Here is a 22953-nt window from a genome sequence, read left to right as displayed (position 1 = left end):
TGTTGTTATTATCCGTTTCTTGCTCGCACTGCGGCGAAAGCTTTCAGGCTAAAACGGTACTCCGGCTGGAACCAGGGACGTCCGTAGTAGCAGTAGATCAGCATTCTGATGGAAACCATCGCCAGGTAACCCCAGATGGCGCACAGCACTGACGGCGTCAGCCACACGGTAAACAGCGTGACCGCCAGCCCTGCCAGCACGGAAGACGTTTCCGTAAAGGCAATGCGCGTAAATTGTTTTTCCCGTTGCAGGATGGCGCGATAGTGCTGCCCCTGCGGAATAATAATAAAGATGACGGAAATCATCTCCAGCATAATTGCCAGTTCCGGCTGTCCCATTACTCGGCTGTAAATGTCACTGCCGATAAACAGCGCGGCAAAAATAAATAGACCGCTTAATACATTACCCCAGTAAAGCGTCGAGAGTTCGCTGTTATTTAAACTTTGATAGCGAATAAGTGCGTTACCGAAGCCGCGATCGGCTAGTGTATCAATCACTAATAAGATCACTACGGCAATCGCGAGCAAATTGAGCTCATTTGCCTGCAGGATTTGCGCCAGCAGTGAAAGCTGTAATACCCCAATGCCAACGATTTTTATTGATGACAACACTGACCATTTGGCGCTGGCCAGATTTCTTTCGCGTATCGCCATACTCTGCTCATTATGGTACATGTACCAGTGCAATTAAGGGTTCACCCGGGCGGCGGCCCAGAGTACAGATCACATCAATGCAGCGCTTCATGTCGCAGTCCTGAGATACCTTTCAGTGCCGGCCACGTCGCGATGCTGTTAATTAAGTGATGCTCTGATAATAAAATGATGCCCCTGGCGCGTAATTGTTGTGGCGTCTGCGCGGTATCTCCTCCGGTCAGGAGGAAATCCGCGAGATCGTTATAAAATCCTTTTGCATTATTATATTTCCCGGCCAGTATCCGTCTGGCAATCTCAACAAATTCTTTTTCAGATAACAAAGGATAGGTTGAGCGATCCATGTTATGTCCCTGCTGTTTTTATTATTAAGTACTGCTGTGTGTGAACGAGTTATACCTTGTTTTATTTAAATTAACACCATAAGAAAACTCCTATAAATCGACTGCAGGAATAAATGGTTTCAGAATATGGATGTGAATATATAAGTTCTGGTCTTTACAATTTATTAGTCCTTTTCCACCTTTTATGGCGCTGCAAAGTTGAACAAGTCAGCGTACAGGAAAAAACAGAGTTAAATCAGAAGCACTCAGCTCTCGCCAGTCCGGCACGTCCAGGAATTTTCCCGGTTACGACGCTTTAGCCAGACTGGTGAATGGTGCGAAAATGCGCTTTGCGCGCGGTGAAACAGTTAAACACCGCTGCGCGAAAAAAATGCCGCTTTTTAGCGATTGCGTCCAGCGGAGGATAAAGGGTGGCTGGTGGTATAATGCATTGATTCTAATGGGTTAACAGATGAAGGAGGCGCTCAAGATCGCGTTTTACCCAGGCAACATCCCCGGCGAACTTCTCGTCAGACATCAGCGGCTGGCGATAAACCACCATGACGACTTCGGCACCCTGCTCGTTGGCAATGACCCGCATCGGCATATAAATCTCTTTACCGCTGCCGGTGTCAATCCAGTGATCCATCACGCCAAACGGGTTATAGGGAGTGAAACGAATCTTCACTGTGCCTTCCGGGCCTTTCGCTTTCCAGTACTGGCCTTCCTGCGTCAGCGTGCTGCTGCTCAGGCCGCTGGCCCACTTCGCAAAACATTCGGGTTTCCAGATGGTTTCGTACAGATCTAACCAGTTACGGGGAATGGTGAGCGTCACTGTCTGAGATGGCAGCATGGAGCCTCCGCGGGGCAGGTAAACGACAAATTAAACCTGAAACATCGCCTGTCACCTTAACTGAAGGGCACCGGACTGCAAACGGCCCGGTGACGGAAGTGTGCTGCAACAGCGTTTTTTGTCAGATAAAACGGCCACGCCCCTGAATGTCATGCAGTCCGGCGCTGCCGTCGGCCTGACGCAGCACGAAGCGATCGGATTGCGCCACCACCGCGCAGCTGTGATTAGGGAAGATGCGCAGCAGGGCACCAACCGCAGGCGCATGTTCGCCATAGGTTAAAAAGCCGTGCTCTTCCGACAACTTCTGCACTTCATACTGATGGCCATGCTCGTCCACCGCGATGCCGAAACCGCTGGCATTGGTGCCGTGCGGGCCTTTGTCCGAGCTCAGCATTTTGGAGCCGGCATCAATGATGGCGTAATAAGGATTAACGGCCACCACGCGCGTCACGACCGTTAACGCCAGCGCATCCGCCTCACACAAGCCCAGACGCCAGGCAGTGAGATCCAGCAGGGCATAATTGCCGGGACGAATTTCATCGCTGCCGGCGGCTACCGGTGCCGCCAGCGCCGTGGGCGTGGAGCCAACCGAGATGGGACAAGGGGCAAAACCGGCATCCAGCAGTCGCCGTTGCAGGTCACGCATCAGCGCGATCTCCTGCTGCGCCACCTCAGCTATCGCCGTGGCATGACCCGCAGCGTACGCATGACCCGCATGCGAGATCAGCCCGGCGAAGGGCAATCCGCTGGCGACAATCTGCTGCGCCAGCGTCAGCGCGCTATCGCTATGCGGATCGACGCCAACGCGATGCAAACCCACATCCACTTTAATGGCGATCGCCAGCGCGCAGTCCGGCTGCTGCTGATGGGCGGCGACAATGGCGCTCACGCCCGCCGCGCAGTCTGCGATGCAGGTAATGCGCGCCTGATGCTGTGCCGCCAGCTGCAGCAGTTCGGTCAGCGCGGCGGCGTGCACTACGGGATAAGCCAGCAGTACATCGCGTGCCCCGCCGTGCACAAAAGCCACGCCTTCGCTCGGTTTCGACACAGTAATGCCGCGCGCACCCAGCTGGCGCTGCTGTTCAGCGATCCAGACGCTTTTATGGGTTTTGATGTGGGGACGCAGCGCGACGCCGGCGGCATCGGCTTTCTGTTGCATCAGTTGCAGGTTACGCTGCAGGCGCGCAGCATCAACTTCCAGGTAGGGCGTAAGCCGGTCGGCGTGCAGCGGTCGCAGCCAGCCTGCTGTCTCAGAGTGTTCCATTATAATAGTCCGCAGGTTATGTCTTGGTGCGGACTATCATTCACGAGCGCCGGTTAGACGTAAAGTGAAGCTTCGCCTGGCGGACGGGTTTTAAAGCGGCGATGCAGCCACAGATATTGCTCAGGCGCGCGCAGAATTTCTTTCTCAATCACCCGATTCATGTACGCCGCGGCGGCCGCTTCATCATCATGCGGGTAGTTTTCCAGCTGCGGCTGAATGATCAGCTGATAGCCGTCTTTGCGCGCATTACGAATCAGCACGATGGTCAGCATCGCCGGTTTCGCCAGCCGCGACAGCACAAAGGTGCCATTGGTGGTGGCCGCTTTCTCGACTGCGAACAGCGGAGCAAACACGCTGCCTTTCGGGCCGTAGTCCTGATCCGGCGCGAACCAGACGGCTTCGCCCTGTTTCAGCGCCTGAACCATGCCGCGCAGATCGCGTCGATCAATCATTGCTTTATTGGATCGCATGCGCCCTTTGGTCTGCGCCCACTCCATCGCCTGATTATTGTGCGGGCGATACATCGCCATCATCGGCTGGCACAGTCCGGTGATACGGCCACCCAGCTCCAGCGACATAAAGTGCACGCCAATTACCATTACGCCGCGCTGCTGGCTCTGCGCCAGCTGAAGATTGGCGATGCCGTGCACCTGAAACAGCTGTCGCACGCGCGCATCGGACCAGAACCAGGCGATGCCGGTTTCCGCCAGTGCCATGCCCAGCGACTCAAAATTGCCGGCAATCATCATCTCTTTCTCGTCTTCATTAATATGCGGGAAGCAGAGTTCGATGTTACGCCGCGTGATGCGTTCGCGCCGCTTCAGGAAGTGGCGTGATAGCCGGCCCGCTGTCGCACCCAGCCGGATTAATAAAGGATAGGGGAGCTGCACCAGCAGCCAGAGCACTGCCAGCCCGAACCAGGTAAACCAGTAGCGGGGATGCAAAAGTTTGGAACAGAACTGCCCGGTTTTCTTCATAGCGCCTTCATGTCAGGAGTGAATGTAACGCGCGAAGAAGTCGGTCCATGGTTCCCGGTGCGGTACAACTGTAGTTATTACGACCGCCACTTTAGCAAATAGTGCCGTATAAGATATGTAAACTCTGCAATCTTCAGGATTCAGATGATTGATAGATCGTGCACTAACTGGCGTGAGAATGAAATCGGATTGGGTTTAAACTGCGTAAAAACAATAGGTTGGTGGATTGGCTGGCCAGATTTATATGTCATTTTCGGTCAGTAACAGACACAGTTGCTCATCATTCAGGCAATAATCCTTACATTGCGAAAATTAAATATTGGTCTACTGCATCGGCTGGCAGCTACTGTAAGCCAGATTCAGACACAGTAATGTCCATTTGACGCTAAAAAAGCCATGATCAGACACTATTGTGTCCGGGTGGAAGCGCTATAGCTCAATCAGGCTTACCCTATGGCTACGGTGTGAAGCAAAATCGCGCTGCATACCTGCGGGCAGGCTGTAAAACCATGCGATCCAGCCACCAGGCGCTATACAAACCGGCGTAATGGCTGCTGTTAGCAAGGAAAGATAAAGCCCTAAGTAGGGCTTTATAGAGAGATAAGCGTTACTCGATGTTCTGAATCTGCTCGCGCATCTGTTCGATCAGCACCTTGAGCTCAATTGCCGAGGCGGTGATGTCCGCATTGATCGATTTCGACGCCAGCGTGTTCGACTCGCGGTTGAACTCCTGCATCATAAAGTCGAGGCGACGGCCGACGGCTTCTTTCTTCTTCAGAATGTTGTAAGTCTCTTTTACGTGCGCATCGAGGCGATCCAGCTCTTCGGCTACATCAATACGCTGGGCCATCATCACCAGTTCCTGCTCAAGGCGATTGTTCTCCAGCTGAACCTCAGCTTCTTCCAGCTTGCTCACCAGACGCTCGCGCTGCCATTTCAGCACTTCTGGCATCTGTGCACGCACTTTGCTGACCTGCTCGGTCACGCCCTGCAGCCGCTGTTCGATCAGCGCTTTCAGCGCGTTGCCTTCACTTTCACGCGCAATGATGAAATCGTCCAGCGCGCCATCCAGCGCCGCCAGCAGTTCAGCATTAATGGCGTCTAGATCCTGCTCCTGCGCGGTCATCACGCCCGGCCAGCGCAGAATATCCAGCGGGTTAATTGCGCCTTCATCACTCTGCATCTTCACCCAGTTCGCCGCCTGCACCAGCTGTTTAGCCAGCGACTCATTCAGTTGCAGCTCACCCTGGGCGCTGGCATCGGCGTCGAAGCGCAGGTTGCACTCGATTTTGCCGCGCGTCAGGCGGTTACGGATGCGTTCGCGAATCACCGGCTCCAGGCTGCGAAACTGCTCCGGCAGGCGGATGTAGGTTTCGAGGTAACGCTGGTTGACGGAACGCAGTTCCCAGGCGGCGCTGCCCCAGCTGCCTTTGGCTTCACGGCGGGCGTATGCGGTCATACTGCGGATCATAAGCTTCTACTCATTCAGGAAATGTTCTTCGAATTATAGCGAGGGTGGCTTGTGCATGGTAGATAAATTCATGGGGATATTTGGGCTGTATTAATAATAAAAAAACTTAATTTATAAATGATTAATTTACTCTTCATTAATTATCACCAGGCAGGAATAGATTAATAATTAAGAATAATGTATTTAAGATAATTGTTTTTTGTGTCGCCTGTTACGCTGTTACTGAGTGTGTTTAGTCAGTTCGATTTGTTTTGAGGTTATTATGTGGCTGATTAATAATGAGATATTATTCAATCCGGAAAGCAGGACGCTTGAAAATAAAGGAAAGGTGACTTTACAACTCAACGCGAGTGCATCGCGCTGTTTGTCATTATTCATGCATAATCCCGGAGATGTTATTAGCCGTGAAGCGCTGTTGAGAGAAGGATGGGGAAATCAGGGGGTACTTGTCACGGATAATTCGCTGCGCCAGGTTCTGTCAACATTACGCAAACAATTTTCACATTTTAATATTGAAGGTGATTTGTTTGTTACGATGCACAGGAAAGGTTACAGGCTAAATGATGACATTATTGTTAAATCACTTATCCCTGTCATTGAGCCTCATGATGAAAAACCATTGGGCGTTCTGGATGCTAATAAACTTACGAATGTAAAGGCCAGAAGCTATTGGCATTTATTCAAACGAAGAAAGCCAGGAAGCCACAGCGCCATAAGACACGTTTTGTTTACCTTTATCGGCGTAATAAGTAGTGGTATCGTTCTCCTTATCTTTTCGTTAATGGGGATTAAAATTTTCGATGTTAAAGGGGTGGTTGATGTTCGATATCAAGAGTATCGGGTGGAAAACTCTCTTCATTGGTATATTCAGCAGGATTTAACGAAAGCTCATATGGATAAAATTGAACATTCTTTGCCTGTTATTAAAAAGGAGATTTTGCACTTAATCAGTCTTGAAGATAATGAAAATCATATTTATATCCATAGCGATAAGATGATTGATCGATTTAGCTGGTTTATTTGTCAGCGTCCCATTGAAAAGGAGAATGCGCTATGTCGTTCAGTTATGTCCTACGTCGCAGAGTGATGTTCATTATTTTAGGCGGACTGTTAACGCTATTGTTTGTATTGGCCTTAACGCTATGGTTAATCGTCAACAGACATTTGCCTGATTGTGAATCTGATTCCATAATTATTACACATGAAGCGGAGAGACTCGTTGTGTCACGCGGTGTCTGGAAAGTCCAGAATCGTTTTTTACATGCTACAGGAAATTACAACGGTATTATAAGTTATTATGGACTGGATCATAAGCTTCTTTCGCGTGAACCTGTGGATGTTTCATTCGAATTAAAATACGGTTTCACAGGTTCAGTCTTGCGTAGTGAAACGACATCACTTTCCTATAATCTTGGTAATCGTGCCGATGATGAAAGTATTGCCCGCTATACCTCCGCCGGTTTGTCGTTAGGGCATATCAATTATGGATGGATATATCGACTGCAGAATAAAAAGTATGTTCTGGGCAATAATTTCAATCCCACAATCATCTGCATGAAATGATGGGTGAATCTCACAAATTTATCCCCATCTTTCAGGCATGCGTTGACTTACAGGCAATCCTGAATGTTGGCCATTCAGAACCAATCACATTAAATTCAGACTTTGACAATTAATTTTTGATTTTTTCACAAAATTCACATATCCCAGATGTTATAGTCTGTTTAGTCGAAATTTTAGCTGTTATTTATTAATGCCGGAGGATGTCCGGATAATGAGTAAAGATGTTGCTTTGTTGCTTTCTCTCCTGGTATTTATCTGAGGCGCGTAGAGGTGCTGGTCTGATGTCTTTTTTTAGCGATATAAAAAAATATACCCATGACATTTTTAGCGCTGCATCAAACCATGTTCCTGTAGCGTCAATAGCCTGCCTGGCGGTTTTTGCTCCAACCTTGATTTACATACCTAACAATGGAGGATCATCCTATGATCTTCCTTTAAACTTAATGACGGCTGGGCTTCTGGCATTATTTGTAACGGGCATTTTGTTAACGCGAAAGTTCCGCCTTGCGACGCTACTTGATGATAATAATATGACGCATGCACAGTTATTCATGTTATTTTGCATAGCTCTGGCCGTTCTTTTGCAGGAAAGTGACCATGCGCTTATTTCTGGGGTTTTTCGCTTTTTAAATCTCGGCTTTATTTTTATATTATGGCTGGTGCTTAATCAGGTTCCCCAGCTTCGTAATCAACAAATCACTTTGTTAACCGGAATCGTTTTATTCGCGGTTTTACAGTCTGTTCTTTCTATTCTTCAGATAACTTTCCCCTCATTGTTACATTCTATGCTGGAGTTCAAGTTTGAACCTTCAGCAATCAGGCCCTACGGTATTTTTCAGCAGGTTAACGTTTTAGCAAGTTTCCTCGCCACCGGGCTTATTTGTTCGGTCTGGCTATGGATTAAAAACGATAAAAATTTCCCATTAATAATTTCTATCTCCGCATTAGTTATTAGCGTGGCATTGTTTCTCACTCAGTCACGGACAGGTATGTTAGGCTTTTTGCTAGCATTGTCGATTATTTTAATAATCAGCTCGCCGCAGGTTCGTATCAAACTGATAAAAATCATATTTGTCATCGTGTTAGGTGCTGTCATTGCAAGCATTGTGCGCTATCAAATATCTTTGGGAACCAGAGAGTATACTGGCTCAAATGTGGCACGCTTTGAGCTGTGGTTACATTCTGTAGAAATGATTATGGCAAAGCCATTTAGTGGTTGGGGTTTTGGTTCATTCGAGCATGACTTTGCCAGAATACGCATGGATGCGCACGCCTATAAAAATTCTTTCGATGTTGTTCATCCTCATAACGAGATTCTTTATTACTGGATTGAAGGTGGGGTGTTGGCCTTTACAGGACTGATGGCCATTTTAATTTCATGGTTTTTGCCATTGTGGAAGCTGAGAAATAATGTTGAGCGACAGCTTTTGTGGAGTCTTACCCTTCCTGTCGTTTTGCATACCATGCTTGAGTTTCCCCTCTATCAATCTTTGCCACATTTATGGTTGCTATTATTATTAGGTCATCTGGCGCTGCGCTCATCAGAAGACGATGCCACTCTTTCCGCTTGTAAAGAAAAGCGGAGACATTTTTCGTTGCGGCTGACACTGGCCATATTGACTCTGGGCGTTTCCGTTTTTTTCTTCAGCGGCCTGCAGACCAACGCGCTGCTCACCCAGGCGGAGCGCGGTCAGTTCCTCTCGTACCCTTCACGCGATCAGCTGTGGAATCCGTGGATTCAGGGCGAGCGCTATGAGTTCGGCGAAATGGTGCATTGCCTGATGCGCTACAACCAGACGCGGGATGAGCGCCTGCTGGCGCGCTTTGTGCAGCAGTCGTCGCTGTGGCTGGAGCGCCATAACGATCTCAACGTGTTCCGGAATGCGGTGATGATTGAGTGGCATCTGCGTCACTATCAGCGCTCGCGCAGGCTGCTGCGTCAGGCGCTGACTCTCTATCCAACAGATGAAAGCCTGCTGCAGCTTAAAGCAAAAATGATGACGGAATGGTCATCGGCGGCCTATGCTGTGACAGATGAGACAGGCAACTTCTGAGGCTAAGATGTTGAATAAATGGATGAGGCCGCTGGGCTTCGCCATGATGTTAAGCGGATGTCAGACTTCTCCGCCCACCCCGCAGGTTATTCCGCCGCACACCGCGCCCGTGGCCGTGTGCGGGGCCGGCGAGATGATGATGCAAACCACGCTGTGGTTTGACCTGCCGTCCTCCGCTGGCGCAGCGGCCTGGTCGCAGTTTGCTGAACGCGACATCACGCCGCACTTTCCCTCGCCGCTGACGATTTTCGATGCCCGCGGCCCGCAGGGCAATCGCAAGGTACTGGTATTGCTTCATCCGGCGGATCGGGCCAGCTCCGAAAGCATTAACGCGCTGCGCGATAAGTTTAAACATCGTTTTGCGACACAACCGGTAACGCGTATCGACTCGCTGGTGTGCGCGGCGCTGTAACACGCGCTGCCTGCACGCGGGCAGGACAGCCGCCTGTGAAGTCCGTATAATGCGCAGCCAAACCCAAGCAAGCCGGAGAGAAACCATGCGTCCAGCAGGCCGTAGCACTTCTGAAGTGCGTCCCGTCACCCTCACTCGTCACTTTACCAAACATGCGGAAGGCTCGGTTCTTGTCGAGTTCGGCGAAACCAAAGTCCTGTGCACCGCGACCGTTGAAGAGGGCGTGCCGCGTTTTCTCAAAGGCAAAGGTCAGGGCTGGGTAACCGCAGAATATGGCATGCTGCCGCGTTCGACGCACAGCCGTATGGCGCGTGAAGCCGCCAAAGGCAAGCAGGGCGGACGTACGCTGGAAATCCAGCGCCTTATCGCCCGCTCGCTGCGTGCGGCGGTTGATCTGCAGGCGCTGGGTGAATTCACCATCACGCTGGACTGCGACGTGATTCAGGCCGACGGCGGCACGCGCACCGCGGCGATCACCGGTGCCTGCGTGGCGCTGGCGGATGCGCTGAACGCGCTGGTGGCAGCCGGTAAACTGAAAGCCAGCCCGCTGAAAGGTATGGTGGCGGCGATCTCGGTCGGCATCGTAGCCGGTGAAGCGGTGTGCGATTTAGAGTATGTCGAAGACTCCGCCGCTGAAACGGATATGAATGTGGTGATGACCGAAGATGGCCGCATGATTGAGGTGCAGGGCACCGCAGAAGGCGAGCCGTTCAGCCATGACGAATTGTTGCAGCTGCTGGCGCTGGCGCGCGGCGGCATTGAGCAGCTGATTCAGGCGCAGAAAGCGGCGTTAATTGATTGATGTAACAGGCGACCACAGAGTCGCCTTTTCTTTATTTGAGGAGTGAGAAATGAAAGCCTGGCAGCGTCAGTTTATTGAGTTCGCCCTGAACAAAGGGGTGCTGAAGTTTGGTGAGTTTACCCTGAAGTCCGGCCGTAAAAGTCCCTATTTCTTTAATGCCGGTCTGTTCAATACCGGGCGCGATTTAGCGCTGCTGGGCCGTTTCTATGCGCAGGCGCTGGTGGATGGCGGCGTCGATTTCGACCTGCTGTTTGGCCCGGCTTATAAAGGCATTCCGATTGCGACCACTACTGCCGTGGCGCTGGCCGATCATCATGACCGCGATGTGCCGTACTGTTTTAACCGTAAAGAGGCCAAAGATCACGGCGAAGGCGGTTTACTGGTGGGCAGTCCGCTGCAGGGCAAAGTGATGCTGGTTGATGATGTGATCACCGCCGGCACGGCAATTCGTGAATCGATGGACATCATCAATGCCCACAACGCCACGCTGGCCGGCGTGCTGATCTCACTCGACCGCCAGGAGCGCGGCCGTGGCGAGATGTCCGCGATTCAGGAAGTGGAGCGCGATTATCAGTGCAAGGTCACCGCGATCATTACGCTGAGCGAGCTGATTGATTACCTGGCGGAGAAGCCAGAGATGGCCGACCATCTGGCGAAGGTGAAGGCGTATCGCAAAGAGTACGGTATTTAAGGTTTGCGGCGGTAGTCAGCGCCGCACGATAGCGTAGCGGCGCAATTTATTGCGCGATGAATCGCGCCGCTACAAATCTGGTGTGGTCATTAAACCAGCTGTGCGTATTAAACCAGCTGTGCGGCAATCAACGGCCAGCGGCTGTCGAAATCGGCGGTCGGGCGATAGCGGAACTCCGAGCGTACATAGCGTGACAGCAAACCTTCGCAGAACGCCAGCAGATGGCTGGCGAGCAGCGTCTCATCGGTCTGGAAACCTTCACCGTCGCGCATCTTCTTCTCTTTCATCACCTGGCGCAGCTGAACCTCGATACGTTCAAACAGCTGATTAATGCGCCCCTGCAGGCGATCCTGTTCAAACATCAGCGCGTGGCCGGTCAGGATGCGCGTCAGCCCTGGATTACGCTCACCAAATCCCAGCAGCAATTGCACGATCAGGCGCAGACGCGCCATCGTCTCTTTTTCATCTTTCAGGATCAGATTGATGCGGGTAATCAGACTGTCTTCAATAAACTCAATCAGGCTATCAAACATGCGCGTTTTGCTGGGAAAGTGGCGATATAACGCCGCTTCCGAAACGCCGACATTGGCGGCCAGCTTGGCGGTGGTGATACGCTGACTGCCATCGCCCGACTCCAGCATTTGCGCCAGCGCCTGCAAAATCTCTTCGCGACGATTCCGTTTCGCGACTTTTTTTTCTGCCATGACCTTCAACACCCCTGAAATTCACCAAAAACAGGCAATACTGCCTTATCTGCCACAGATAAAGCGGCCTGTGGCGACAAGAAATAAAAAGATGGCTATGCGAAAAGTGAGCGTATTACTGACGGCCAGAGTGACCGAAACCGCCTGCGCCGCGATCGCTGGCGTCAAAATCTTCCACCAGGTTAAATTCGGCCTGCACCACCGGTACAAACACCAGCTGAGCCAGGCGATCGCCAGGCTGCAGCGTGAAGCTATCCTGGCCACGGTTCCACACTGAAACCATCAGCTGGCCCTGATAGTCGGAGTCAATCAGCCCCACCAGGTTACCCAGTACGATGCCGTGTTTGTGACCGAGACCGGAGCGCGGCAGGATGACGGCAGCCAGTGATGGATCGGCAATGTGAATCGCCAGGCCGGTCGGCACCAGCGTGGTCATGCCCGGTGCGATTTCCAGTGCGTCATCAAGGCAGGCGCGCAGATCGAGACCCGCGGAGCCAGAGGTCGCATAGGTGGGTAGTGGGAATTCCTTGCCTACGCGCGCATCAAGTATTTTTACGTCGATTTTTTTCATCATAACGGCTGACAATCTCGTCTATTAATTGTTGGCCAAGGAGCGTCTTATCACGGAGCGGTAAGACTTTCTCTCCCTCCTGCCAAAAAAGGTGAAGAGCATTGGTGTCGCTATTGAAGCCCTGCCCGGCCTGCGCCACATCATTGGCGCAAATCAGGTCCAGGTTTTTCCGCACCCGTTTTTGCCGCGCGTATTCTTCCACATTCTGGGTTTCGGCAGCAAATCCCACCACGAAAGGGCGCTGCACTTTGAGCGCCGCGACGCCTGCGACAATATCCGGGTTCTTCACCAGCTGCAGCGTGACGTTATCATCGCCACCCTGTTTTTTAATTTTCTCTGCGGCAATGTTTGCCGCCCGGTAGTCTGCCACGGCTGCGCTGGCAATGAAAATATCTTGTTGGCTGATTTGCGCCATCACCGCGGCTTCCATCTCCAGTGCGCTGTTGACATCAATGCGCGTCACGCCGGCGGGCGTGGCTAAGTTCACCGGACCGGAAACCAGCGTCACGTTTGCGCCGCGCTTCGCCGCCGCCGCCGCAACCGCATAGCCCATCTTGCCGGAGCTGTGATTACTGATATAGCGCACCGGATCCAGCGCTTCTCGGGTCGGACCGGCGGTGATCATAATGTTGAGATGTTGCAGATCGTTGACGGGCGCGGCCCACTCCAGCGCATGCGCAACGATGGCCAGCGGGTCCAGCATACGGCCCGGGCCGATATCACCGCACGCCTGGCTGCCGCTGTCTGGTCCCCAGACCAGCACGCCGCGCTGCGCCAGACGCTGCAGATTCTCCTGCGTGACTGCCGCGCGGTACATCTGCTGGTTCATGGCCGGCACGATGGCGACCGGTGCCGCGCTGGCCAGGCAGGCGGTGGTGACCAGGTCGTTTGCCATGCCGGCGGTAATGCGCGCAATCAGATCGGCGGTTGCGGGCGCAAGCACAATCAAATCGGCCCATTTTGCCAGTTCGATATGGCCCATTGCCGCTTCGGCCGCCGGGTCGAGCAGGTCATCAAACACCGGATAGCCGGAAACCGCCTGCAGACTGAGCGGCGTAATAAAGGCTTTGGCTGCATCGGTCATCATCACGCGGACATCCGCGCCGCGATCGCGCAGACGGCGCACCAGTTCCGGTGCTTTATAGGCCGCGATGCCGCCACTGACGCCCAGCAGAATTTTTTTTCCGGCTAATCCCATCATGTTGTTTGCCTCACTTCAACGCAGAGTGCCGCGCCTGGCGCGACAGATGCAGGCAACTTTATCACAAAATCGGCGACCCGCCTTTTCACTGCCTGCGCCCTTTGCGAGCCGGCTCTGGAATTTGTCACGCGCCGCTGGTGGCCTGCAATGCACCGGCGCAGAATGACGGCATTGCAGGGAGGGCGGAACGATGACGGAACTGGCACCACGGGAAAAACTGACGCTGCTGGGCGCCGAGGCGCTAAGCGATGCCGAACTGCTGGCGATCTTTTTACGTACCGGCACGCGCGGCAACAGCGTGATGGGGCTGGCGCGGCTGATGCTGAATGAATTCGGTTCGCTGTATCGCATCATGACCGCCAGTAAAGAGGAGCTCGGGCAGATAAAGGGCGTCGGCAGCGCCAAAATGACGCAACTGCATGCCATTGCGGAACTGGGGCGGCGCTTTTTTGCCAGCCAGCTGGCGCGCGAAAATGTGATGGAGAATCCGCAGGTCACGCGCCACTACCTGCAAAGCGTGCTGGCACATCAGGAGCGTGAAATCTTTATGGCGCTGTTTCTGGATAACCAGCACCGCGTTTTGCAGGCGCAGAAGATGTTTTCTGGCTCCATTGCCAGCGTGGAAGTGCATCCGCGTGAAATCGTGCGTGAGGCGCTAAAGCTCAACGCGGCGGCGGTGATACTGGCGCACAATCATCCGTCCGGCATGGCGGAACCGAGCTGTGCCGATCGTGAGATTACCAGCAAGGTGGCGCAGGCCTGCGCGCTGCTGAATATCCGCTTATTAGATCATCTGGTGATTGGTCACGGCGAGTTTACCTCTTTCGCCGAGCGCGGCTGGTTGTAATTCGCGGCGTCAACTGGGCAGAAATCCGGCGTTTTTGCGCGATCCGGAGGGATCTTTATCTGTTCGGGACTTGAGCACTTCGGCTTAGCGGCGTATACTACGCCACCTTTGAGAATCTCGGGTTTGGCGTTTGGGCCAGCTTAGCGGGTTCACATGGAACTCGCCTGGGCGGGCTAAGGCCTGACGAGGCGGCCAAAACCTAGTTTTTAAAGCTCGAGCTGATTTGATTTTTGGAGAATAGAAATGTCACGAGTCTGCCAGGTAACTGGAAAGCGTCCGGTGACCGGTAACAACCGTTCCCACGCAATGAACGCGACGAAACGCCGTTTCCTGCCGAACCTGCACTCTCACCGTTTCTGGGTTGAGAGCGAGAAGCGCTTCGTTACTCTGCGTGTATCTGCTAAAGGTATGCGTGTTATTGATAAAAAGGGCATCGATACGGTTCTGGCCGAAATCCGCGCCCGTGGTGAGAAGTACTAAGGAACTGAATCATGGCTAAAGGTATTCGTGAGAAGATCAAGCTGGTTTCCTCTGCTGGTACAGGTCACTTCTATACCACCACGAAGAACAAACGTACTAAACCTGAGAAACTGGAACTGAAAAAGTTCGATCCGGTTGTACGTCAGCATGTGATCTACAAAGAAGCCAAAATTAAGTAATTTTGGTGTTCTTGCGAAAAACCCGGCTCCGGCCGGGTTTTTTGTTTCTGCGCTACGTTGAGGAGATGAGATGCCTGAATTACCTGAGGTAGAAACCAGCCGACGCGGTATAGAACCTCACCTGGTGGGAGAAACCATTCTGCATGCCATTGTGCGCAATCCGCGTCTGCGCTGGCCGGTTTCCCATGAAATCCACGCGCTGAGCGACCAGCCGGTGCTCAGCGTACAGCGCCGCGCCAAGTATTTGCTGCTGGAGCTGCCGCACGGCTGGATCATCATTCATCTTGGCATGTCCGGCAGCCTGCGCGTCCTGCCTGGCGAAATGCCGGCTGCGAAGCACGACCACGTCGATTTGGTGATGAGCAATGGCAAAGTGCTGCGCTACACCGATCCGCGGCGTTTTGGCGCCTGGCTGTGGACTACCGATCCGGAAGGCAGCAGCGTGCTGGCGCACCTTGGTCCGGAACCGCTGAGCGATGCCTTCAGCGGCGGGTATCTGTATGAAAAGTCGCGCGGCAAACGCACGGTGATCAAGCAGTGGCTGATGGATAACAAAGTGGTGGTGGGCGTGGGGAACATCTATGCCAGCGAATCGCTGTTTACCGCCGGGATCTTACCCGATCGTCCGGCGATGAGCCTGAGTGAAGCGGAAGCGGAACTGCTGGCGAACACCATCAAAGCCGTATTGCTGCGTTCAATTGAGCAGGGCGGCACCACGCTGCGTGATTTCCTGCAGACCGACGGTAAGCCAGGCTATTTTGCGCAGCAGCTGCAGGTATATGGCCGCGCCGGCGAGCCCTGTCGCGCCTGCGGTACGCCGATCCTCAGCGGTAAACACGGTCAGCGCAGCACCTTCTGGTGTCCACGCTGCCAGCACTGATTACGGCTGCGCCAGCTTCGCCAGCAGCGCCTGATGCACCACGGCAGGCAGAAATGCCTGCACGTCACCCTGATGGCGCGCCACTTCCTTGACCAGCGACGACGAGACAAATGAGAAGCCTTCGGACGGCATCAGAAACACGCTCTCCAGCGTGGGCAGCAGATGACGGTTCATGTGCGCCAGCTGCAGCTCATACTCAAAGTCCGATACCGCACGCAGACCGCGCACCAGCACGTTCGCGTTCTGCGCCTGGGCAAAGTTCGCCATCAAATCGCTAAAGCCAACCACCTCAACATTTGGCAGATGGGACGTGACCTGGCGCGCCAGATCGACACGTTCATCAAGGCTAAACAGCGGCTTCTTACTCGGGCTGGCGGCAATCGCCAGCACGATGCGATCAAACATCTGCGCGGCGCGCGTGACGATATCCAGATGGCCCAGCGTCATCGGGTCAAACGTGCCGGGATAAATCGCTTTAGTGCTCATACGCGGCCCTGTGTTGAGGTGTGATGCAGCGCCCAGAGCGCCGAGTATTTATTAAAGGTGTATTGTGCGTTGACCACCGCCAGAATCCAGCCCTGTTTACCATCGAGAAAACCGGCGCGCAGCAGCAGCGTCTTAATAAACGCGCCCGCGGTGTGGCTGAAAACAGAGAGAATACTGCAGCGCTTGCCGCGCTGAAAGCGCTCCTGCGCCCAGGCTTCGGCATAGTTCATCTGCTTGCGCTGGAAGGCGATCAGGTCGCGGCAGGTCAGGTGTTGCAAATCACCCGGCAGCGCCACCACCGGCGTGCCCTGCGTCTCCAGCGATTCGTGCACCAGATTGTCGTTATAGCGCAGATGGCGCGGATAGAGGCGCAGCACGCGGTCGGGATACCAGCCGCTGTGGCGCATAAAGCGGCCGAGAAACAGATTACTGCGGCCGAGGCTATAAACCTTATCGCTGGGTGGCTGTGTCAGCACCTGCTCAATGGCGCGGCGCAGTTCTGGCGTAACCCGTTCATCGGCATCCAGCATCAGAATCATATCGCCGCTGGCAAAGGCCTGGGCGCGCTGACGCTGCTTACCAAAGCCGGCCCAGCCGTCCGCCTGATAGACCTGCGCACCGTGTGCGCGTGCCACCTCGATGGTCGCATCGCTGCTGCCCGAATCCAGCAGAATGATTTCATCTGCCCAGCTGACGGAAGCCAGCGCCTCCGGAAGGAGTTCAGCTTCGTTTTTGGCGATCATCACCACGGAGAGACGTTGGCGTTGCGACATGCGTTAATGAGCTCGTGGAGGCAGATGCGGTTCGAGTAACTGTAGCAGACGCTGCAGTGCGCCCTGATTCTGGTGCAGCACGTCTACCGCGTGGCGGCCGTAGTAGCGGCGATAATCGTCATCCTGCAGCAGGTTCGCCACTTCTTTTTCCAGCGACACCACATCAGTAACGGTGATCAGCCCTTCCGCCTGTTGCAGACGGGCGCAGATATCTTTGAAGTTCCAGATGTGCGGGCCCATCAGCACCGGAATGGCATGCGCAGCGGGCTCGAGCGGATTGTGGCCGCCGCGCTCCACCAGGCTGCCGCCAACAAAGGCCAGATCGGCGATGCCGTACAGCAGCATCAGTTCGCCCATGGTATCGCCAATCACTACCTGCGTGGCGCTGGAAGGAATCTCGCCGCTGCTGCGCAGGGTAAAGCTGAAGCCGCGTTTTTGCGTCAGGTTGCAGGCATCTTTAAAGCGTTCCGGATGGCGCGGCACCAGAATCAGCAGCAGATCCGGGAACTGTTGCAGCAGGCGGCGATGGGCGTCGAGCACGATGGCCTCTTCGCCTTCGTGCGTGCTGGTGGCGATCCACACCGGCCGGCGCGATGCCCACTGGCGGCGCAGCGTCACCGCGCGTGCTGCCAGTTCCGGCGTAACGGAGATATCAAACTTCAGACTGCCGGTCACGGCCAGGTGCGAGCGCTTCAGGCCGAGGCTGAGGAAACGATCGCCATCTTCGACGTTCTGCGCGGCGATCAGCGTAATGCGCTGCAGCAGGTCACGCATGAAACCGCCGAGCTTTTTATAACCTCTGGCGGAGCGTTCAGACAGGCGCGCATTGGCAATCACCAGCGGAATCTGGCGCTGATGCAGAATGCGAATGATGTTCGGCCACAGCTCGGTTTCCATGATAATCACCAGCCGCGGGTCGACGGTATCGAGGAAACGGTTGATTGAGCCGGGCAAATCGTACGGCAGATAGACGTGGTGCACGTCTTTGCCAAACGCCGATTGGGCGCGCTCGGAGCCGGTGGGCGTCATGGTGGTCACGGTAATGGGCAGCGTCGGATAGCGATGACGCAACGCGCGCACCAGCGGTACGGCGGCGAGCGTTTCACCGACCGAAACCGAGTGCAGCACGATGCCGTGCGGCGCCACTTTACCGCTGCAGTAGCCGTAGCGCTCCGCCCAGCGTTTGCGATAGGCCGGTGCTTTTCGACCGCGCAGCCACAGGCGCAGCCAGATCAGTGGCTGAATCAGATAAAGCAGGGCTGTATAGAGAGTCGTCATAGTTAAGGTTACGACCAGTTCGCGTCAAAAAACACAGTAAAGGCGGCATGTTAACAGAAACTGACCGCCTGCTCATACCACTTCGTCAACGGGTTTGCAGGACGTGCTGATAAAGCGAAGTCAGCGCCTGCGCCAGTCTTTGCGGACCATAAGGTTCAATTTTGCGACGTGCGGCTTCGCCCAGCGCCGGATTGTGCGAAAGTGCAGGCGTTGCCATTACCGCTTCGTTTAACGCTTTGATATCCAACGCATCGCAGACGAAACCTTCCTCACCGTTGGTGATAAATTCTGCGCCGCCGCAGCCGGTGCTGGTAATGATTGCCAGCCCGCAGGCCATCGCCTCCAGCACCACATTGGGGAACGGATCGTACAGCGTTGGCAACAGCAGCGCATCGGCAGCGTGATAAAACGTCTGAACGTCCTGCTGCACGCCCGCAAAGCGCAGGCGGTCAAGACAGTTAAGCTGGTTCGCCAGCTGCTGATAGCGCGCCAGCTGTTTGTCCTGACCGACCACCACCAGGTAGCGATCGCTATTAGCGACCGCTTCGATAGCGGCCTTTAGCCCTTTGCGTTCGAAGCCGGAGCCGACGTAGATCATCACCGTGGCGGCCTGCGGCAGGTTGAGTCGCTGACGCGCGGCGTGACGCAGCGTATCGCTGGCAGGCTGAAAACGCTGGCTATCAATGGCGTTGTGAATCACGTGGATTTTGCTGGCATCCAGCGCGAAATGGCGCAAAATATCCTGCTTCACCATGTGCGAATTACAGATCACCGCTTTCAGCGAGGGCGCGTTGAACATCTCCGCTTCCGCCTGCAGCACATAGCGATGGTACGGGCTCAGGCTGGCGCTCAGCCGCTGCCACGGCGAAACAATGCGCGCGCGCTGCTCCAGCCATACGCGATGCACGCCGTCGCCGGCGCGGAAAATATCGCAGCCGGCGATGCGCTCGTGGCTCTGTACGATATCGAACTTTTCCCGCTCCCAGCAGGCGCGCGCCGCGCGGGCAAAGCCGCGTTCACGCGAGATGCGGCCGAACTTTGCCGGATTGCAGATGTGCAGGTGCCAGGCCGGGTTCGGCGTGCCCTGCCAGCTGCGGGTAATAATGTTGAGATCGAGCTGCTCGCCATCCAGCGCTTCCAGCGCACGTGAGATAAAGCGCTCGGCACCGCCGTCCGGCCGGTATTTCTGCCGGACAATCGCCAGCCGTAACTTAGTCATGCAAAAGGCTCCTGGCGGCGGCAAGCACATCCTCAACCGGGATGGCAGACAGATAGCGCTGCTCGGTATTGGTATTGATCGAATCCGGTGACGGCAGCGGCGCATAGTCGCCCGCCCAGATAACGCGGTTATTATCGCCCCATGGGCGCCAGTGCTGCAGCTTGGTCGGGCCGAACAGCGCCAGGCACGGCGTCTGCAGCGCCGCGGCCATGTGCATCGGTGCGGAATCGACGCCAATAAACAGCTGTGCGGCGTCGATCAGCGCCGCCAGCTGCGGCAGCGAGAGCTGGCCCGCCAGCGACACCACGTTCGGCGTGCGGCACAGCGACTGGATATGAGCGATCATCGCCAGCTCTTTCTGATCGGGCGCGGCGGTCAGCACCACGCTGCGACCATCAGCGGCCAGCGCATCAATCAGCTGCGCCACCTTTTCATCTTCCCAGCACTTAAAAACCCAGCGCGAGGTGGGCTGCACCACCACAAACGGTCCGGTAATCGACTGCTGAGCGAGGACGTCCTGCACTTTTTGCTGGTCGGCGGTGCTGAAATGCATGGAGGCTGTCGCCCCGGCGGTGGGAATGCCGAGCGGCTGCAGCGCCGTCATGTTTTGTTCCACGGTGTGCAGCTGATGGTGACGGTCGGTGGAAACCAGCTGGTTATGGCACCAGCGCCAGAACGCGTTGTCGCGCTTGCGGTACGCAAAGCCAATGCGCACCGGGGCACCGGACAGGCCGGTAATAATGGCGCTGCGCCACTGGTCGGCCAGATTAATCACCACATCGTAATGGCAGGCGCGCACCGACCGCACCAGCGCGACCTCATGGCGAAACTTCTGCCAGCCGCCTTCCTTTTTCCAGTTGCGATCGATGATATGCAGCTGACGGATCGCCGGATGCGCTTCCAGCATCGGGCGCGTCTCTTTATACAGCAGCACATCAATGTTGGCCTGCGGATAGCGCTGGCGCAGCGCATTGATGGCAGGCGTGGTCAGCAGCATATCGCCATGATGACGCAGCTTTATCAGCAAAATATTTTGCGGTGCAAAGTGGGCTGGAATCGGGCTTGCCATACTCAAATCATCTCAAAATTCAGTGAGCTGATTGTAGGGCAAACCCTGGAGGGGTTAAAGCCGCGGCGGGCGCTTATTTATTGCGCCAGCGATAAATGCGGCTCAGCCACAGCAGCAGCTGATACCACTGACGCGCGCCGCGCGCATTGCGCAGCATGCGTTTGTGCGTCTGGCTGCTAAACAGATCGGCGATCATTGCCTGGCGCGCTGCGGCGTCCGGTTCGCGCCGGATAGCGTGGCACACGCTGAGCGCTTCGCGGGTAATCTGCGCGTGGAAGCTCGGGTAAATCTTCACCTTGTGACGATAGCGCGTGTTGATCTCTTCCAGCATGCGCGCGATTTTCAGGTAGTGACGCTGATAGTCGACGTTGTGCTGGCCGGTGCGCTTGCGGTTGCTGATCGACGCATCGTGCATGTAGTAGCGATACAGCACCCGATCGGTGTAGCGCACGCGCTTAACGTTGAGCATGAACTCGGTGGTCCACGGGATGTCCTGATGATGCAGACCGGGTTCAAACTGCAGATTAAGCTGTTCGATCAGCTCACGGCGGTAGATACCGAGCCACACGACGTGCAGGTAACGCCGGGTTTTCAGCGCCTTGTTGAGCCACTCCGGCCCGCTTAATACATCGGTGCTGGTGAGACGATCCCGCGGAATCATCGGCTTAATTGTCTGGCTGGCCTTGAAAAACCACTCGGCGTTGCACTGCGCAGCGTCCAGCCGATCGCGCTCCGCCATGTCGACCAGCGTCTGGTACATCGCCGGGTCCATGGTGTCGTCGGCGTCGGGAAAGCTGACGTATTTACCCCGCGCCACGGCCAGCCCGGCATTACGCGCACGCGACACGCCACCGTTCGGCTGATGAATCACCTGAATATGCTGGTACTGCTGCGCCAGCGCGTCGGCGCGCTCGCCGGAACCGTCGGTGGAGCCATCGTCAACAATGATGATCTCCAGCGACGTCAGGGTTTGCGCCAGCAATGCATTGATACAGCCGGTAAAGTCAGCACCAGCGTTAAACATCGGGATAATGAGACTGAGTAGCGGGGATGAGCTATCGGGCTGCGCTGTCATGTTCTTCGTTGTTCCGTCGCGCCAGGCGCTGCTGCTGCCGGGTGCGGATAAAATCATGGATATCATTTAGCTTGCGTTCATCCAGCTCAAACAGCTGTTCAACCGGATGGGCAAATTTGTATTGCGCAGCGAACACAAACGAAGAGGGCGCGATGTGGTTCGGGCCAATTAAGAGCACGTCACCCAGCGGCCTTTGCTCCTCTACGCAGCAGGGACCATAAATTAAAATCACCGGTACCTGTTGCGCGTCGGCAATATACACATTGCCGGAATCCGAGGCGATATAGAAATCCATCTCGTTAATGGCGGCAGGCAGCGCCTCGAGCGGGATTTTACCCACCAGACTCACCAGATTGTTTCGCTGACCGGCAACTTTAAACAACTCCTGAACGCGTGATTGTTCATTCGGTGCGCCGAAAGCAAAAAAAGTGCAGGGGAGATCGCTCAGGTGGTCGAAAAGCCGACACCAGATTAACGGCGGAATGGTTTTGGCCTGATTTCCTGCCGTTACGCTAATACCAATGCGGATGCCCGGCGCCTGCGTAATTTCCGCTGGCAGCGTTTCCGGTTGCCACAGTGGCAGGGTGGCATGTTTGGGATAACTCTCTTTGGTAAAAGAGCGGTCGGCCAGTTTCAGGTAATTTTCCAGCGTTAAGGTATTTTTCTCGTGATGAACCACGCCGCTGGCCGTTAAATAAAACAGGCCCTGATAGCCTTTGCGACGATAGCTGGAAAGAAATTGTTTGTTGCTGGCATTGCAGCAGGCGGCAATAAATAAATTGAGGTTGGTGGGATGCAGCAAATAAATATTGTCGTAGCGATTGAGCAGCTGCCACACCAGTTTTATTTTTTTCATCAAACCGGAGCGATGATCTTCGATATACCAGATGTGCTCCAGCGTGGCGTCACGTTCAGCCAGCGGGGCGACACTATAGCTCAGCAGGGCATCGCTTTTTCCCAGGTGGGATAATAACGGCGTGATATTAATATAGTCGCCAATTTTAGCGGTCTGTATCACCAGATTTTTACCGGTGCGGCCATGAACAAACTTCATCACCCATTTGACCGGCGAAAAAAGAATAAACAGTAGTACGTACGTCAAGTAGTCATCCCCATGATTCGGTCACACCG

General features: G+C 54.7%; 26 protein-coding genes. 10 read left to right on the top strand and 16 right to left on the bottom strand.

The annotated features are described in order from the left end of the window. Positions 1-8: 8 nt before the first annotated feature. The 6 genes from F3I21_RS19565 to F3I21_RS19540 all read right to left on the bottom strand — a co-directional run bounded on the left by F3I21_RS19565 (position 9) and on the right by F3I21_RS19540 (position 5538). A complete protein-coding gene (locus F3I21_RS19565; protein ID WP_021507100.1) occupies positions 9-653 on the bottom strand; it encodes an oligosaccharide flippase family protein in 645 nt (214 codons plus the stop codon). A 74-nt stretch (positions 654-727) separates the two neighbouring features. Beyond that, positions 728-994: a hypothetical protein gene (locus tag F3I21_RS19560; RefSeq protein ID WP_150059588.1), complete on the bottom strand. Its 267-nt coding sequence runs from the start codon at positions 992-994 to the stop codon at positions 728-730. Positions 995-1430: 436 nt separating this feature from the next. Then, positions 1431-1826 (bottom strand): hypothetical protein, encoded by a 396-nt coding sequence (locus F3I21_RS19555; RefSeq protein ID WP_021507099.1) that lies wholly within the window; start codon positions 1824-1826, stop codon positions 1431-1433. Positions 1827-1947: 121 nt separating this feature from the next. Then, positions 1948-3090: an alanine racemase gene (locus tag F3I21_RS19550; protein WP_190286115.1), complete on the bottom strand. Its 1143-nt coding sequence runs from the start codon at positions 3088-3090 to the stop codon at positions 1948-1950. A 53-nt stretch (positions 3091-3143) separates the two neighbouring features. Then, complete coding sequence (lpxP, locus tag F3I21_RS19545; RefSeq protein ID WP_104189276.1) at positions 3144-4067, bottom strand: kdo(2)-lipid IV(A) palmitoleoyltransferase; 924 nt, start codon at positions 4065-4067, stop codon at positions 3144-3146. Between the two features lie 607 nt (positions 4068-4674). After that, positions 4675-5538, bottom strand: coding sequence for a YicC/YloC family endoribonuclease (locus F3I21_RS19540; RefSeq protein WP_021507096.1), 864 nt, complete (start codon positions 5536-5538; stop codon positions 4675-4677). Positions 5539-5800: 262 nt separating this feature from the next. On the opposite strand from F3I21_RS19540, the gene F3I21_RS19535 reads away from it, so the two are divergent. The 6 genes from F3I21_RS19535 (at position 5801) to pyrE (ending at position 11060) form a co-directional block, all read left to right on the top strand. Continuing rightward, positions 5801-6625, top strand: a complete 825-nt coding sequence (locus F3I21_RS19535; RefSeq protein WP_150059586.1) for a transcriptional regulator — start codon at positions 5801-5803, stop codon at positions 6623-6625. After that, entirely contained in the window at positions 6592-7101 is a 510-nt protein-coding gene (locus F3I21_RS19530) for a hypothetical protein (protein WP_150059585.1), read from the top strand. The genes F3I21_RS19535 and F3I21_RS19530 overlap by 34 nt, the downstream gene beginning before the upstream one ends. A gap of 281 nt (positions 7102-7382) precedes the next feature. Then, positions 7383-9155: a PglL family O-oligosaccharyltransferase gene (locus F3I21_RS19525; RefSeq protein ID WP_190286114.1), complete on the top strand. Its 1773-nt coding sequence runs from the start codon at positions 7383-7385 to the stop codon at positions 9153-9155. Between the two features lie 7 nt (positions 9156-9162). After that, positions 9163-9567 carry a DUF3574 domain-containing protein gene (locus F3I21_RS19520; RefSeq protein WP_150059583.1) on the top strand — a complete coding sequence of 135 codons (405 nt, stop codon included), beginning with the start codon at positions 9163-9165 and terminating at the stop codon, positions 9565-9567. An 85-nt stretch (positions 9568-9652) separates the two neighbouring features. Next, complete coding sequence (gene rph / locus F3I21_RS19515; RefSeq protein WP_021507082.1) at positions 9653-10369, top strand: ribonuclease PH; 717 nt, start codon at positions 9653-9655, stop codon at positions 10367-10369. Between the two features lie 49 nt (positions 10370-10418). Continuing rightward, on the top strand, positions 10419-11060 hold the full coding sequence (gene pyrE / locus F3I21_RS19510) for an orotate phosphoribosyltransferase (protein ID WP_150059582.1): 642 nt from the start codon (positions 10419-10421) through the stop codon (positions 11058-11060). Positions 11061-11167: 107 nt separating this feature from the next. On the opposite strand, the gene slmA is transcribed toward pyrE, so the two are convergent. From slmA to coaBC, 3 genes are all read right to left on the bottom strand, one after another. After that, positions 11168-11764, bottom strand: coding sequence for a nucleoid occlusion factor SlmA (slmA, locus tag F3I21_RS19505; protein WP_150059581.1), 597 nt, complete (start codon positions 11762-11764; stop codon positions 11168-11170). A gap of 115 nt (positions 11765-11879) precedes the next feature. Beyond that, entirely contained in the window at positions 11880-12338 is a 459-nt protein-coding gene (gene dut / locus F3I21_RS19500) for a dUTP diphosphatase (protein WP_031279631.1), read from the bottom strand. Continuing rightward, positions 12307-13536 (bottom strand): bifunctional phosphopantothenoylcysteine decarboxylase/phosphopantothenate--cysteine ligase CoaBC, encoded by a 1230-nt coding sequence (gene coaBC, locus F3I21_RS19495; protein WP_150059580.1) that lies wholly within the window; start codon positions 13534-13536, stop codon positions 12307-12309. The genes dut and coaBC overlap by 32 nt, the downstream gene beginning before the upstream one ends. Positions 13537-13726: 190 nt before the next feature. On the opposite strand from coaBC, the gene radC reads away from it, so the two are divergent. From radC to mutM, 4 genes are all read left to right on the top strand, one after another. Then, positions 13727-14383, top strand: a complete 657-nt coding sequence (radC, locus tag F3I21_RS19490) for a DNA repair protein RadC (protein WP_150059579.1) — start codon at positions 13727-13729, stop codon at positions 14381-14383. A 243-nt stretch (positions 14384-14626) separates the two neighbouring features. After that, complete coding sequence (gene rpmB / locus F3I21_RS19485; protein WP_010616494.1) at positions 14627-14863, top strand: 50S ribosomal protein L28; 237 nt, start codon at positions 14627-14629, stop codon at positions 14861-14863. Positions 14864-14874: 11 nt separating this feature from the next. Then, a complete protein-coding gene (gene rpmG / locus F3I21_RS19480; protein WP_001051798.1) occupies positions 14875-15042 on the top strand; it encodes a 50S ribosomal protein L33 in 168 nt (55 codons plus the stop codon). Positions 15043-15112: 70 nt separating this feature from the next. Further along, positions 15113-15922, top strand: coding sequence for a bifunctional DNA-formamidopyrimidine glycosylase/DNA-(apurinic or apyrimidinic site) lyase (gene mutM / locus F3I21_RS19475; RefSeq protein WP_150059578.1), 810 nt, complete (start codon positions 15113-15115; stop codon positions 15920-15922). On the opposite strand, the gene coaD is transcribed toward mutM, so the two are convergent. The 7 genes from coaD to F3I21_RS19440 all read right to left on the bottom strand — a co-directional run bounded on the left by coaD (position 15923) and on the right by F3I21_RS19440 (position 22924). Continuing rightward, on the bottom strand, positions 15923-16408 hold the full coding sequence (gene coaD, locus F3I21_RS19470; RefSeq protein ID WP_150059577.1) for a pantetheine-phosphate adenylyltransferase: 486 nt from the start codon (positions 16406-16408) through the stop codon (positions 15923-15925). After that, a complete protein-coding gene (locus F3I21_RS19465; protein WP_010616498.1) occupies positions 16405-17181 on the bottom strand; it encodes a glycosyltransferase family 2 protein in 777 nt (258 codons plus the stop codon). The genes coaD and F3I21_RS19465 overlap by 4 nt, the downstream gene beginning before the upstream one ends. A gap of 3 nt (positions 17182-17184) precedes the next feature. Then, on the bottom strand, positions 17185-18459 hold the full coding sequence (gene waaA, locus F3I21_RS19460; protein WP_021507071.1) for a lipid IV(A) 3-deoxy-D-manno-octulosonic acid transferase: 1275 nt from the start codon (positions 18457-18459) through the stop codon (positions 17185-17187). 85 nt (positions 18460-18544) lie between these two features. Next, positions 18545-19678 (bottom strand): glycosyltransferase family 4 protein, encoded by a 1134-nt coding sequence (locus F3I21_RS19455; protein WP_150059576.1) that lies wholly within the window; start codon positions 19676-19678, stop codon positions 18545-18547. Further along, positions 19671-20747 carry a putative lipopolysaccharide heptosyltransferase III gene (gene rfaQ / locus F3I21_RS19450; RefSeq protein WP_150059575.1) on the bottom strand — a complete coding sequence of 359 codons (1077 nt, stop codon included), beginning with the start codon at positions 20745-20747 and terminating at the stop codon, positions 19671-19673. Before rfaQ ends, F3I21_RS19455 begins: the two co-directional genes overlap by 8 nt. A gap of 73 nt (positions 20748-20820) precedes the next feature. Next, positions 20821-21822, bottom strand: a complete 1002-nt coding sequence (locus F3I21_RS19445; protein WP_150059574.1) for a glycosyltransferase — start codon at positions 21820-21822, stop codon at positions 20821-20823. Beyond that, a complete protein-coding gene (locus tag F3I21_RS19440) occupies positions 21803-22924 on the bottom strand; it encodes a glycosyltransferase family 9 protein (RefSeq protein ID WP_141497152.1) in 1122 nt (373 codons plus the stop codon). The genes F3I21_RS19445 and F3I21_RS19440 overlap by 20 nt, the downstream gene beginning before the upstream one ends. Positions 22925-22953 lie beyond the last annotated feature (29 nt).

Origin of the sequence: Pantoea sp. B_9, assembly GCF_008632015.1 — a bacterium.
In the GTDB taxonomy this organism is placed as follows: domain Bacteria; phylum Pseudomonadota; class Gammaproteobacteria; order Enterobacterales; family Enterobacteriaceae; genus Pantoea; species Pantoea dispersa.
The sequence above is the reverse complement of the archived record's forward strand: the minus strand, read 5'-3'. Positions and strand labels throughout refer to the sequence as shown.